Consider the following 14563-nt stretch of genomic DNA (forward strand, 5'->3'; position numbering starts at 1 on the left):
ATTTCATAATTCGGTTCCGGGATCTACCTCGTAAGGATCTTTTCCTTTTTCGAATATTCTAGTGAGTTCTGTGCCTTCTGTTGTGACTCTGTTCCCAATTCTTCTGATCCAGTTGCCTTCTCTTAGCCCAACGACTTTGATGTCATTCTGGGTCAGGAATTCTTTGATCCTGGTTTCTCTTGTTTCTCCGTTGTGTTTGATCTCGGGATTTGGGTCGAGGTAATGTGGATTGATATTGAACGGAACCAGTTCCATGCAATCGAAGCTTGGTGGATAGACGATGGGCATATCGTTGGTGGTTTTCATATTGACGCCGCCAATGTTGCTGCCTGCACTGCAACCGAGATATGGTTTTTCAGATTCTATATTTTCCTTCAAAACTTTCATTAATCCTAATTCGTGTAAAGTCTTTACTAATAGAAAAGTGTTTCCACCGCCGGTGAAGAATCCTTGGGCAGAATTGACGGCTTCCACTTTATCCTCGAACTCGTGGAGGCCTTTGATGTTGATATTGATTGATGAAAAAAAGTCTTTTGCTTTCTGGGTATAATCTTCATGAGACATTCCGCCTGGTCTAGCGAATGGAATGAAAATGATCTCTGTGATACCTTCATAAAGTTTGATGAGTTCCGGTTTGAGGTATTCCAGATATTGTTCGCCGAAGAGTGTGGATGTGGATGCGAGGATGATGTTCATATTGATAGTTGATAGTTGATAGTTGATAGTTGATAGTTGATAGTTGATAGTTGATAGTTGATAGTTGATAGTTGATAGTTCAAATTTCGGGAAATGTTTTATTATGGCGGTAGAAAATACTTTGAAGTTTCTGTAATTTATCTTCCGGGTGCAAGAATATTGTTTCAGGATGCAATAATATAAGTTACGGATGGTCGAATATAAGTTACGGATACAAGAATATAAGTTACGGGTGCAAGAATATAACTTACAGGTGCTCGAATATAACTTACAGGTGCTCGAATATAAGTTACAGGTGCTCCAATATAAGTTACAGGTGCTCCAATATAACTTACAGGTGTGAGAATATTAATTGCAGTAGGTCTAATATCAATTGGGAACAAATTCCTGTTATTAACAGGTCGCACCTACGGTGCTTTGCATTTTTGCTTGGTATTTTCTATTGACAGTGCGCCGCTCTGCGGCTTTGCATTGCTAGAATATAGTGTAATTCAATTGCAGGGAAAATGCTACCTATCCAATTGTTTTGCTCGGCCATATTTTTTTAGCAGTCGCCAATCTGCTAATTTATGTTATGATCTGTTATAAGATTAAAAACAAAAAAAAGCCCGCAGTGAATTGCGGGCTCAAATAAATTTGATTTGATATGAAGAAAAAAGAAATTATAATCCTGCCCAGCCAGAAGCCCAAGTTGGTGTTGCTGTACCGTTTCCAGCACCATTAGCTGAAGAGTCTTCTGTAAATGTGTTTGCCAATAATGTAGCAGCAGCACTTCCAGCAGTTGCTTTAACAGATGCTTTTGTAGTTACATTATCAAATTTCACTTTGGTGATCTTGTTAGCTCCATTGAAGTAAGCAACAGACTGATCGTGCTCTACGTTGATACCTGTCTTCCAGCTAGACAATACAACATTATCAATAGTGGCGTGAGTACCTTCTCTTAATTTCAAAGCATCAGACTCTCCACTTTCTGCACCGATGAATGTTGCATTTTTGATGGTTGGGTTCGATCTTGGATTTGCATCTCTGTTGTTTGAGTTGTTATCTGCTTCGATACCTCTATTTCCAACACCGTTTGCTCTTCTTTTTGTGTAAACGTTTGTTGCAGTTCCGTTCCAACCTTCTGTCCAGTCAAAAGCATCATCTTCGTTTCCAAAAGACACGATGTTTGATACGTTCACTGTTCCTCCGAAGAATTCTATACCATCATCTGAACCGTTTACCATAGAAACGTTGTCTATTTTTGTACCGTTACCAACTCCGAAAAGAGAAAGTCCGTTGAATTCTTTTTCCCCTGTGAAGATAGCTCCAGCGTACTCGATCCTTACAAATGTCAATGATCCTGAGTTATCATTTGCAACAGTTCCACCGTAGGTCGCATTACCAACTTCTGAAGTTGCCGTAGTTCCTTTGTTGATAGGTGCTCTACCACAAAGTACTACACCACCCCAGCTTCCTGGAGTTGCAGCAGGAGATGTGAAAACTACTGGTGAAGTAGCTGTACCGTTTGCAAAGATCTGACCACCTTGCTCAACTACTACAAAAGCAGATGTACCACCAGAAGCTTCTAATTTTGTCCCAGCAGGGATCACCAATTTCCCACCATCACGTACGATAACAGAACCAGTGATCTTATAAACTTTAGTAGCGTCAAGTGTTACAGTTTCTCCAGATTTTACTTCACCTTTGAAATCGTTTGGATTGGAAGCGATACCTGTAGGAGATACAACAGGGATATCATCATCGTCGCTATCACTACAAGCTACAAATGTTACTGCTGTTGTTGAAATAATGAACGCTGCTGCTAATAATTTTAAATAAGACTTTTTCATTTTTTTTGATTTATTTATTATAATTTATTTTTTTTATTCTTTAAAATTCGTACGAGAAACCTACGCCGTAATTCATTCCTTTTTTGAAGCTTCTTACCGTCACATCACCGTTATCGTTGGCCTGGACTCTTTTATAATCTGGGTTTATGAGGTTTCTACCAGTAAATGATATTCCTAATCCGCTAGCAAACTTCAGTTTTAGGATGGCATCCAAAGTATTGATCGATTTGTCCACAATATTTCCTTTGGTCTGATATCCCAATGCATAGATGTTGTCTGAGATGTAGGAATAAGAAAGTACAAAATCGAATGCGTTCTTTTCGCCCCATTTTTGTTCCCAACCTAAGTTCACGTTAGCAAGGAAATCTGATGCACCCTGCATCTTGTCTTTATCTTTGATAAAATCTACAGAAACCCTTGAGTTTGGATTTTCCGCCACTACTTTATCATTGTTCAGATCCTGCTGAGAATTGATGTATGATGCATTAAGGAATGTATAGAATCGAGTATTGCTTACTTGATAAAGATCCTTTCTCACTTCTGCTTCTACTCCGAAAACCCTTCCGCTGTCTCCTGTATTAACGAAAGAAACCGAGTTGGATGAAGAGTTGACCGTTACTCTGGCAATCGGGTCGATGATATACTTCCCAAAAGCTGTTACAGAAATCACCTCACTCCTATTCGGGAACCATTCCCATTTAAGATCCACATTGTAATTGTCCGCAGGATTCAAATCCACGTTTCCGAAGCTTAATTCATCTATTTCTTCATATTCGTACGGAGCAAGCTCTATCAAAAGTGGTGTGGTGTATGTTTTGGAAGCAGAGAACCTTAGATTATTCTTATCGTTCACAGCATACTTTAGATTAAGTGATGGAAGTAGTTTTGAATAATTTTTATTGATGATCCCACCATTCGAGAAGATTGCAGTCATGTAGGTGATCTCCTGATCCAGGTTATCATAACGAAGACCTAACTGTCCTGTAAACTTATCATTAAACTTGTACTCTATGTTCGCATAACCTGCGTTGTTGAACAATTTGGACTGGTAATATTGTGGTTTTAAAGCCTGCTGAGGATCTTTGATATCACCCCAAAATGTTGAGATCTGAAAGAGATTTCCTGTAGTGTAATTATTCAAATTAAAGAATCCATCGTAGTTTTGCGGATCCAAATAGTAGTTCCCCTGCGGCTGAAGAATCCTGAAGTTGTACTGATACGCTCGGAAATCGCTGTCCTTCATTCTTCCGCTATAGCCTAAAGTCACTTTTAGGTCATCTGAAAAATTATAATCAGCATGAAGGTCACCCACGTAATCGTTTTCTATCAACTTATCGAAATATCTTTGGTTTGCACCAGGATTACTATTAGCGAAATAGTTATTTCCAGTTTCTGTATTGAACACAGAGATATTCTGCTGTCTATCTGGTCTTCTGCTGTCCAACCTGTTGTAACCAATATTCCAAACAATCTTCAAAGGATCAGACAATTTATGCTCACCACGAAGCTGATTGATGAAAAGGTCATTGGTCTTGTACAAAGCTCTTCTCAGATTTGCAACCTCGATCCTCTCTTGATTTTCATTCAGAAGTTCGTTTACATCACGGATGTATCCGCTGTAATTCCCAAGTTTCTGCTCGGTCGTGTGGATGTAATTAGAACTGTAATTGATGGAATGATTAGGATTGATCCTGTAGTTGACATTCAATAGACCAGTCGTATTTGTGAGGTATCTGTATTCTTGTCCGTAAAGGTCTTTCAGTGCAGAACCTGTGTTGTTGTAAGATGAACCAATGTTGCCTTCTACGAAAGAATAATCGTTATCAAAAGATCCGTATCCGAAGATACTTAGTCTGCCTTGACTTCCGATTTTAAAATTAGTTCCGAAATCAACTCCTAGATTAGAATTGATCGGCGTCAATCTTTCCTTGTTGTTCCAAGATGTAGAGAATGCATAACCTTGTGTTGCCACGCGAGCGTTGGAAGGTCTGTTGACCTGCTTGAATCCGAAATAATCCGGACCATCCTGAAGATAAAAATTATTTTTGCGGATTGCATTTGTATTGACAGAAGACCCTAAATTGACTTTAAAATATGGTTTTCCTGTATATACTTTGGTAACGATATCGACATTAGCTCCAGACATATCACCCCAAAGTTTTGGCTGATACACTTTTTCCAGACCTACAAAATCTATCATATCTGTTTTGATGATGGATAGGTCAAGATTCTTGTACATTGGATCGTTGGATGGGATGGGAAGACCGTTAATCGTTGTGGAGTTGTTTCGATCTCCAAGTCCACGGATGAAAATTTGTCCGCTACCTTCTTGTTTTTGAGAACCTGTTGCTTTCGTAACTGCTACAGAAACATCACCGATACCTTGCTTTTCGAGCTGCACAGAGCCGACTCTTTCAATGACTTCTACTGCTTTTTTCTGAGCGGTGATGATATTAGATTCACTACCTTTTTTCGTATTCCCGATGATCTTCACCTCATCGATCTTCTTCTCGCCTTTCAGCGTATCGGTTGTAGTTTGTGCCAACAACATGGTGGTTGACATACAAAGAAACAAAGCACTGATGCTTATTGTTTTTGCTTTCATTTTTTGATTTCCTTTTTTCTTCGTTGCCAAAGAAATGCTTTGAAAAGCAATCCGAATGTATAAGAATTAACAACTATTCTTTAACATCCTGTTACGAAAATCAAGATTATGTTAAATACAGGTTAACAGGTTAAGGCTATTTAAAAATCTGTTCATGTTTTATTAAATTAACAATAGGTAAATTTAACTGGTCAAATTCATTAAAACATTTAAGGTACTAAAAATCAGCGATTTGAATTTTTAAAAATGTGTTAACATGAGAATTTTACCAAAATGGAGACCTAAATCAGGTTTGTACAGGTTTCAAAAACTTCGCCTTCAGATAGAGCAGCTATTTTGAACTTAAGTTTTTGACTGTTTTGCAAACAAAAAAAGACACTTTTGAAAGTGCCTTTTTATAATTTTTGTACTAGATCTCTTTAGTAATCATATTTATGAGTGTAATCAGAAGTTGAAGTTACAGTGAAATTCTCATCATTAGTCACTACTTTTCCGTTGACCTCAGCTTTGAAACTTACCTTGAAAGACGGATTGTCTGCTCCTGGATTTAGACATTGCATACTTGTAGTTGCCAATCTCAATGGCGTTGTACTTTCTATGACATATGTTTTGGCACCTCCTATAAAATCATTTTCACCCAAAGAGATAGCGGTCTCATTATTCTGGGTCACACCGTTGATCTTCCAGACCGTATTGGAGTTGTTTTGATCGGCGCCCACAAATATAAAAGAAACATAATCTTGTTCTTCCGCACCATCTACGGTGACTGTGAATTTCATGTTCTTCTTATTCTGATCGCCATCATCATAATCGTCATCATCATTAGAACAAGAGAATACCAACGAAAGGGTTAGGACCGGTAACAATACCAACAGTAATTTTTTCAAATTTTTCATAATAATTTAGTTTGAATTAAAGTTCGAACAGCAACAATTTTTACACCAAAAATGACAAAAATGCTCATCATCATTGATTTTTTCGCATTATTATCAGATGATTGATTCATAATCAATAAATTAAAATTTCGTTTTTCTGATCAGCCATTTATTTTAAGTTCAACAGGAAGTCTATATATAGAGGGCTGTGATCTTTCTATTATTAGTAAATTTGCAGAAGATCAGAACTCATAAATTTACCTTCCAATGGATTTTACCAAACCTATAGAAATCTTAAAAAACGGTGGAACGATACTTTGCCCTACAGACACGATCTGGGGAATCGGTTGCGACGCTACCAATATAGAAGCCATCAAAAAGATCTTCGACATCAAGAAAAGAGAGGCCAACAAATCGCTCATTATATTAGTAGAGTCCGAGAAACGTTTGCAAGATCTGGTGGATGTTCCCGAAATGGCTTGGCAAATCATGGACGTCAGCGAAAAACCAGTGACCATCGTTTACGAAAACCCAAAGAATCTCCCGAAAGAACTGTTGGCGGAAGACGGAAGCATCGGAATACGATTGGTAAAAAACGATTTCTGCAAAAAACTCATTACAAAACTCAACAAACCTTTGGTCTCTACTTCTGCAAACTTGAGCGGACAAAGATCACCTTTGAAGTTTTCAGACATTTCTGATGAGATCAAAAACGCTGTAGATTATGTAGTAGAAGAATTTCACGACAAGGTTTCGGAATATCCGGGATCGTCTGTTATCAAGATCTGGAACAACAGCCAGATCAAAATCCTTCGCGAATAAAAAAACCGGCGGATGACCTTTTACAAGACCATCCGCCGGAAAAATAAACTATGAAAAAAAACTACTTTTTGTATTTACTCTTATCGCAAAAGAAATACCGAAAGATTTTTGCAGACAGAATTTCTTAATTTCAGTTGTCGACTCAAAATTTAAGGCCAAAAAGTCCTGACTACTAACAATTTGGGCGTATCTCCCTATTTTTCCCCAAGCTAAGGCCCGCGCAAAAAATAGGGAGACCGCGCTATCCGCTATTATCTTTCTTATGGGCTGGCAAGCCCACAAGAAAGGATAACCGCTACTATCGCTTACGCAGCTTCGCATAGTACAAACTTTTCCCAAAAGATTTATCTTTGCCAACATAATTTGACTTGTCCTATTATTAAAGAATTTTTTAATCTTTGAAATTATTTAATGTTAATCAACTTAGCTCAGAATAAAAACCTCAAACTTTTCAAGGTCATTTCTGAAGTCGCTTCCAGAAACGGACAAACCGTTTATGCCGTTGGCGGATTCGTTCGCGACCTCATTATGAAAAGAAAGGTATCTACAGATATAGATTTCGTCACAGAATCCAGCGGAATCGAATTGGCAGAAAGCATCGCCAAAGAAATCGACCCAAAAACGAAAGTCGCGGTTTTCAAAACCTATGGAACCGCGATGTTCAGATACAAAGATCTGGAACTGGAATTTGTTGGCGCGAGAAAAGAAAGCTACAGCGAAGATTCCAGAAAACCATCTGTGGAAATTGGAACGATTGAGGATGACCAAAAACGCAGAGATTTTACCATCAACGCAATGGCGATTTCATTAAACAAAGAAAATTTCGGCGAACTCATCGACCCTTTTGACGGTCTTCAAGATTTGAACAAGAAAATCCTGAGAACGCCACTTGAACCTCATCAAACTTATTCGGATGATCCACTCAGAATGATGCGAGCCATCCGTTTTGCTACGACTTTGGATTTCAAGATCGAAGAAAATTCTCTGAAAGCCATCAAAGACGAAGCGGAAAGAATGAAAATCGTCTCGATGGAAAGAATCATGGTGGAATTTAATAAAATAATGCTTTCTGACAGGCCTTCAAAAGGTTTAAAATTACTGGAAGAAACCACATTGTTACAATATATTCTCCCAGAACTCACCGCATTAAAAGGTATCGAAGATATTGACGGACAAACGCACAAAGATAATTTCTACCACACTTTGGCAGTAGTCGATAATATTTCTGAAAGCACCGATAAACTTTGGTTGCGATGGTCAGCACTACTCCACGACATCGGAAAAGCACCTACGAAAAAGTTTGTTGAAGGCATCGGCTGGACTTTCCACGGTCACGAATTTCTCGGTTCTAAAATGATAAAATCAATTTTCAAACGATTGAAACTTCCACTCGGACAAGAGCAAAAATACGTGGAAAAACTCGTGAGAATGCATGCTAGACCAATTGCCTTGATTACGGATGACGCTTCGGATTCTGCGTTGCGACGCTTACTTTTTGATTCGGGAGAAAATCTGGAAGACCTATTTACACTTTGCAAATCCGACATCACGACCAAGAATTATTCTAAGCAAGCCAAATTCAAAAAGAATTTTGAATACGTTGCGACGAAAATAAAAGAAGTTGAGGAAAAAGACCAGGTCAGGAATTTCCAACCGCCAATTTCCGGTGAAGAAATCATGGAACTTTTCGGATTAGATCCTGGCAGAGAAATCGGAATCTTGAAAGAAAAAGTGAAGGAAGCGATTCTGGAAGGCGAGATTCAAAATGATAAGATTGAAGCGAGAGAATTTGTAATCAATGAAGCGGAGAAATTGGGATTGACTTTGGTAATTAAAAATGAATAAAGAAGAATTAATAACAATCATAAGGCAAAAACTCTCCGAAAAAATCGAAAATTTCGAAAAACTGATTGCAGAAACCCGCGCATCCAGCAACGATACCAAAAGTTCGATGGGTGACAAATACGAAACGGGAAGAGAAATGCTTCAACAGGAAATCAACAATCTTCAAGTTCAGCTGAATGAGATTTTGAAACAAAGAGATCTTCTCAAAACTATTTTACCAAAACTAAATGATAAAGCTGAAAAAGGCGCAATCGTGACAACGGAAAAAGGTTTGTTTTTCATTTCTGTTTCTTTAGGTGAAATCAAAATTGAGAATCAGAAGATCATTTGCATTTCGCCGGAATCTCCATTGGCAAAAGCGATGAATCGGAAACAGAGAGGTGATGTTTTTTCTTTGAATACAATGGTTCAGAAAATTTTGGATATCCAATAACCTTATTTTCGAAATATCTCCTACCGTTCATTGTTTCACATAGAAACATTTATGAAAGAATTAACTTTTAAGAGTCTCACTTTGCATATTTATTGTTGCTGTTATTCATAATTAAACAATCCAATTTTTATGAAAATTCTTGACAATAAAGTAGCTTTGGTTACAGGTGCAGGTTCCGGAATCGGACTTGCCATTGCAAAATTATACGCAAAAGAAGGTGCAAAAGTTGTAGTTTCTGATATTAATGAAGAACATGGAAAATCAGCCGTTGCAGAAATAAAATCAGCGGGCGGAGAAGCCACTTTCGTAAAAGCAGACACATCAAATCCTGAACAAGTTGAAGCGTTAATAAAAGCAACAGTTGAAGCTTACGGTAGATTGGACATCGCTTGCAACAATGCTGGAATTGGTGGTGAACAGGCAACCACAGGAGATTATAGCATTGACAGTTGGAAAAAAGTTCTCAACGTGAATTTAGATGGTGTTTTCTATGGTTGCAAATACGAACTGAATCAAATGGAAAAAAATGGTGGCGGTGTCATCGTCAATATTGCTTCTATCCACGGTACAGTTGCTGCTCCCCTCTCCTCAGCTTATACAACTTCTAAACACGCAGTTGTCGGCCTCACCAAAAACATCGGTGTAGAGTATGGACAGAAAAACATCCGTTGTAATGCAGTAGGACCTGCTTATATCGAGACGCCACTTTTGGAAAGTGCGAGCGGTGATATGAAAGAAGCTTTGACAGCCAAACATCCAATGGGAAGATTGGGTAAATCCGAAGAAGTTGCAGAATTGGTCCTTTTCCTAAGCTCAGAAAAATCTTCTTTTATGACCGGCGGTTATTATCTTGTAGATGGTGGTTATACTGCGATCTAAGATTCAGAGAAATAAAATTATCAAGGCATTCACATTCTGTGGATACTTTTTTCTATTACTAATATTTGTGTTTTTGACTGATTTTTAAATATAAAATTCTTTATTTTGTACTCACAATTATTAGCTTTCAAAATGCAAAACTACCTCGATCTACTTCAGCATATTATAGATAACGGCACAGATAAAACCGACAGAACCGGAACTGGAACCCGAAGCGTTTTCGGTTACCAATTGCGTTATGATTTGTCCAAAGGTTTTCCTTTGGTAACAACAAAAAAGGTTCATTTGAAGTCTATCATTTATGAATTGCTTTGGTTTATCAAAGGAGACACAAATACGAAATATCTCACTGATAACGGCGTTTCCATCTGGAACGAATGGGCAGATGAAAACGGAGACCTAGGTCCTGTTTATGGTGCACAATGGAGAAGCTGGACAGGTGCTAATGGAAAAGTGGTTGACCAATTCTCAGAAGTCATTGAACAAATTAAAAAAAATCCGGATTCCCGTAGATTGATAGTTTCCGCCTGGAATGCTGCTGAGATCCCGAATATGGTTTTGGCACCATGTCACGCTTTGTTTCAGTTTTATGTGGCAGATGGAAAATTATCCCTTCAATTGTACCAAAGAAGTGCGGATGTTTTCTTAGGCGTTCCGTTCAACATTGCTAGTTATGCACTTTTATTGATGATGGTTGCGCAGGTTTGCGACTTGGAAGTTGGCGATTACGTTCACACTTTCGGTGATGTTCATATTTATAACAATCATTTTGAGCAAGTCAACAGACAGCTTTCCCGAGAAACAAGACCTTTACCAACAATGAAATTAAATCCTGAAATCAAAGATATTTTCGATTTTGATTTTGAGGATTTCACTTTGGAAAATTATGACCCGCATCCGGGAATTAAAGCTCCGGTGGCGATATAATTTTTGCAAGTTGAGGATCTCTTTAATTTTTTTATTACTACTATTCATTTTCTTTAATTGTAAAAAAGAAGACAGAAAAAGTGATTTATACTCCACCGAGCTGGTTGAAGTTTTAGGTCCAAAAGAAAAAGGTCTTTATGACTCTTTAAATGTTCCTGCAAATCTGAGAGATGAGGTAAAGAAGATTTCATCATTTAATTATTTTGATACAGGCGTCCTCGGACATCAAAATCCAAATATTGAATATGCAACTCCTTTTTCTGAATTTGAAAAATTAAAGAAGAAAGCTACAATTAAGGAAATCTATCAATTAACTTTTAATAAAAACCCTGTAGTTACTCTCTACTCATACATTGAAGTTGCAGATCGTATTCCTAAGCTTACACCACTATTTTATTCACGCCTTCTAAATCTAAAAAAGGAAATATACTCCCAAAATGGTTGTATTATAGGTGATCTACCTCCCTCACAAATATTCTATGACGAATATTTGAAAAATGTAAATGAAGATAAACAAGCAAAAGATTTGATTCTGCGAAAACTTGACAGTATTTCTATTTACGGCAATAATACGACCAACTATGTTTTGAATCAAGCTTTAAGACATAGAGTTTATCCTGAATATTTCCATAATAGACTGGAAGAATTAGCATTCGCAAAACAAAACCCTTACGTCCTTTTATATCTTACCAAACATTTTAGAGAACAATACAAAGACAGACTTCAGAAAAGTATTATTTCTTATCTTGAAAAGACTAACGATGACAGTTATGAGGATTTCAGTAAAAACACATTAATATTGGAACTGATGAAATTCAAAAATCCTGACAATAAAAAACTTCTAGAAAAACTATTAGAAAACAACTTCATTTTAAAGGATGACCACGAAGTTAATCTATTGAAAAAAGGAAATGGAATCACAAAATAATCAGCGATTCGTAACTTTAATTAATTATAACAGACTTATCTAATAAATCTATCAAAAATAACAACAATATAAAATGAAGAAGATATTCATTGCTGCACTTTTTCTGGGTGCTATATTTAATTCAAATACGATCTTTGCTCAAACGGAAACTTCCGGAAGAAATCCGGTCTACAGAGCAACACATACCAAAGTTACAGAGCTAAAACATACCAAACTGAAAGTCAGCTTCGATTATCAGAAAGAACAGATGACTGGTGAGGAATGGCTGACCGCAAGTCCTTATTTCTACGCGACAAACGAGTTGGTTTTGGATGCCAAAGGAATGCTGATCCACGAAGTGGCTTTGGACAAAAACGGTTCGAAATTACCTCTTAAATTCGATTATAAGAATGATGTTCTGAAAATTACACTTGATAAAACTTATCAAAAGAATCAGGATTACACCGTTTACATCAAATATACAGCGCGTCCAAATGAAGTAAAGCAGGAAGGAAGTGCGGCTATCAATGATGCGAAAGGTCTTTATTTCATCAATGCTCAAGGCAAGGACAAAGATAAACCGACTCAGATTTGGACGCAAGGTGAAACCGAATCTTCATCTGCCTGGTTCCCAACAATAGACAAATCCAACCAAAAGACCACTCAGGAGATCTACATGACCGTTCCTGACAAATATGTGACGCTTTCCAACGGACTTCTTAAAGATTCAAAAAAAGAATCCGGAGACCTGAGAACAGACCATTGGGTGATGGACAAGAGACATTCCACTTACCTTTTCTTTATGGGCGTGGGAGACTTTGCTGTGGTAAAGGATAAATGGAGAAACATCGACGTAGATTATTACGTAGAGAAGGAATATGAGCCTTACGCGAAACAGATCTTTGGCCTTACGCCGGAGATGATGGAGTTCTATTCCAAAAGATTGGGCTATGACTATCCTTGGTCCAAATATGCACAGATCACAGGTAGAGATTATGTTTCTGGCGCTATGGAAAACACAACCGCTACTCTACACCAGGAGTCTGCACAGCAAAAACCAGGCGACCTGATCGACCAGAACAAATGGGAAAATACCATCGCTCACGAACTTTTCCACCACTGGTTTGGCGATCTGGTTACTGCTGAGAGTTGGAGCAACCTGACGGTAAACGAATCTTTCGCCAACTATTCAGAATATCTATGGCTGGAGCATAAGTATGGAAAAGACGATGCCGATTATCATTTGAGAGAGGACCTTTCTGGGTACATTCACAATCCGGCTCTGTTCAACAAGGACCTAGTTAGATTTGATTACGCCTCCCGTGAAGATGTTTTCGATGCGATCACTTACAACAAAGGTGGCGGCATCCTTCATATGTTGAGAAATTATCTTGGAGACGATGCATTCTTTGCTAGCTTGACAGATTATCTTAAAACCAACGAATATCAAAACGGAGAAGCACATCAGCTGAGATTATCTTTCGAGAAAGTGTCCGGGAAAGACCTCAACTGGTTCTTCAACCAATGGTATTTCGGAAGCGGAAATCCGAAGCTGAGCTACACGACCACTTATGAGCCTGTGAAAAAACAGGTAACCGTAGTGATCAATCAATCTCAGGACAAACCTTTTGAATTCCCTCTAGCCATCGATGTATACGACAATGGGAAACCAAAACGCACGAATGTTTGGGTAGATGCAAAGGCGAAGAATACATTCACATTCGATTCTTCCAAGACACCTGACCTGATCAACTTCAATGCAGACGGGATCTTGCTTTCCGAGATCACAGAAACCAAAACGCCTGAGCAGAACTTATTACAATTCACCAATTCCAAAGAGTTCCTAAGCAGATACAGAGCATTGGCATCCATCAAAGAAGCGGATGCTAAGAATCCGGCTGTCATCAAATTGTTGGCGGCGGCGCTTAAAGACCCTTTCTTCAGAATCAGAGAGCAGGCATTGGAACAGATCGACCTGTCTAATGCCGATCAGGCAAAAGCTTTGACAGCAGACGTTGAGAAATTGGCTTCCAATGACCCGAAGACTTTGGTTCAGGCAGCCGCTATTTCGGCTTTGACCAAAACCAAGAATGCAAAATATACTTCACTCTATGAGAAGGGAATCAATGCGGTTTCTAATTCCGTCAAAGGTGCTTCGTTAGCTGGAATTGCCGACCTTGACCCTTCGAAAGTGGCAGGTTTGGCAGACAAGATCGACTTGGACAACGCGTCCGAAGACCTGATCACCAAACTTCTTCCGATCATCGTAAAGAACAAGATCGAGAAGCAGATGCCTGCCATCGGGCAAGCGGTAGCCTTCTACCCTTTTATCAAGTTCCAGGATCCTGTGCTTGGGAAAACGGCTGAGGAAGGTTACAACTGGATCATGAGCTCTGACAACCTGAAAGCCACGGAGAAAGTGACCAAAGTATTGGTTCAGGCCAAATCTCAGATCCCAGACAATCCGCAAGTGAAGATGATGATCGTGCAAATGCTGAAAGATGGACTTACCAAGAAAATGGAAGTCCTGAAAGCAAACCCCAACAGCCCTACCATCCACCAGCAGGTAGATGCGATCAACAAAGCTTTGGAAGCTTACAAATAGAAGTTTGAGATTAGAATTGAGAGGTTAGATGATACCATCACCTCTACTAAATGATCTATGACCTATCAAAACAATATAGCCACCTCGATCTAGGTGGCTCTCTTGTTTTGCTGTCTTAAAAATAAAAAAACTCGCAG

General features: G+C 38.5%; 11 protein-coding genes. 7 read left to right on the forward strand and 4 right to left on the reverse strand.

The window, feature by feature from the left end; genetic code table 11:
• Window positions 1-3: 3 nt before the first annotated feature.
• The 4 genes from pepE to AXA65_RS09535 all read right to left on the reverse strand — a co-directional run bounded on the left by pepE (window position 4) and on the right by AXA65_RS09535 (window position 6029).
• Complete coding sequence (pepE, locus tag AXA65_RS09520) at window positions 4-696, reverse strand: dipeptidase PepE (protein ID WP_063969882.1); 693 nt, start codon at window positions 694-696, stop codon at window positions 4-6.
• Between the two features lie 662 nt (window positions 697-1358).
• Window positions 1359-2528 carry a hypothetical protein gene (locus tag AXA65_RS09525; RefSeq protein ID WP_063969883.1) on the reverse strand — a complete coding sequence of 390 codons (1170 nt, stop codon included), beginning with the start codon at window positions 2526-2528 and terminating at the stop codon, window positions 1359-1361.
• 40 nt (window positions 2529-2568) lie between these two features.
• Window positions 2569-5133 (reverse strand): TonB-dependent receptor domain-containing protein, encoded by a 2565-nt coding sequence (locus AXA65_RS09530; RefSeq protein ID WP_131797795.1) that lies wholly within the window; start codon window positions 5131-5133, stop codon window positions 2569-2571.
• A 419-nt stretch (window positions 5134-5552) separates the two neighbouring features.
• Window positions 5553-6029 carry a hypothetical protein gene (locus tag AXA65_RS09535; protein ID WP_063969885.1) on the reverse strand — a complete coding sequence of 159 codons (477 nt, stop codon included), beginning with the start codon at window positions 6027-6029 and terminating at the stop codon, window positions 5553-5555.
• Between the two features lie 246 nt (window positions 6030-6275).
• Between AXA65_RS09535 and AXA65_RS09540 the strand changes: the two genes are divergently transcribed.
• From AXA65_RS09540 to AXA65_RS09575, 7 genes are all read left to right on the forward strand, one after another.
• Window positions 6276-6830, forward strand: coding sequence for an L-threonylcarbamoyladenylate synthase (locus AXA65_RS09540; protein WP_063969886.1), 555 nt, complete (start codon window positions 6276-6278; stop codon window positions 6828-6830).
• Between the two features lie 411 nt (window positions 6831-7241).
• Complete coding sequence (locus AXA65_RS09550; protein WP_063969888.1) at window positions 7242-8675, forward strand: CCA tRNA nucleotidyltransferase; 1434 nt, start codon at window positions 7242-7244, stop codon at window positions 8673-8675.
• On the forward strand, window positions 8668-9108 hold the full coding sequence (locus AXA65_RS09555) for a hypothetical protein (protein ID WP_063969889.1): 441 nt from the start codon (window positions 8668-8670) through the stop codon (window positions 9106-9108). Before AXA65_RS09550 ends, AXA65_RS09555 begins: the two co-directional genes overlap by 8 nt.
• A 129-nt stretch (window positions 9109-9237) precedes the next feature.
• Window positions 9238-9987 carry an SDR family NAD(P)-dependent oxidoreductase gene (locus AXA65_RS09560; protein WP_063969890.1) on the forward strand — a complete coding sequence of 250 codons (750 nt, stop codon included), beginning with the start codon at window positions 9238-9240 and terminating at the stop codon, window positions 9985-9987.
• A 132-nt stretch (window positions 9988-10119) separates the two neighbouring features.
• A complete protein-coding gene (locus AXA65_RS09565) occupies window positions 10120-10914 on the forward strand; it encodes a thymidylate synthase (RefSeq protein WP_063969891.1) in 795 nt (264 codons plus the stop codon).
• A 10-nt stretch (window positions 10915-10924) separates the two neighbouring features.
• Window positions 10925-11842, forward strand: coding sequence for a hypothetical protein (locus tag AXA65_RS09570; protein WP_063969892.1), 918 nt, complete (start codon window positions 10925-10927; stop codon window positions 11840-11842).
• 73 nt (window positions 11843-11915) lie between these two features.
• Complete coding sequence (locus AXA65_RS09575; protein WP_063969893.1) at window positions 11916-14426, forward strand: M1 family metallopeptidase; 2511 nt, start codon at window positions 11916-11918, stop codon at window positions 14424-14426.
• Window positions 14427-14563: the final 137 nt, after the last annotated feature.

Origin of the sequence: Chryseobacterium sp. FP211-J200 (assembly GCF_001643375.1) — a bacterium.
GTDB lineage: Bacteria > Bacteroidota > Bacteroidia > Flavobacteriales > Weeksellaceae > Epilithonimonas > Epilithonimonas ginsengisoli.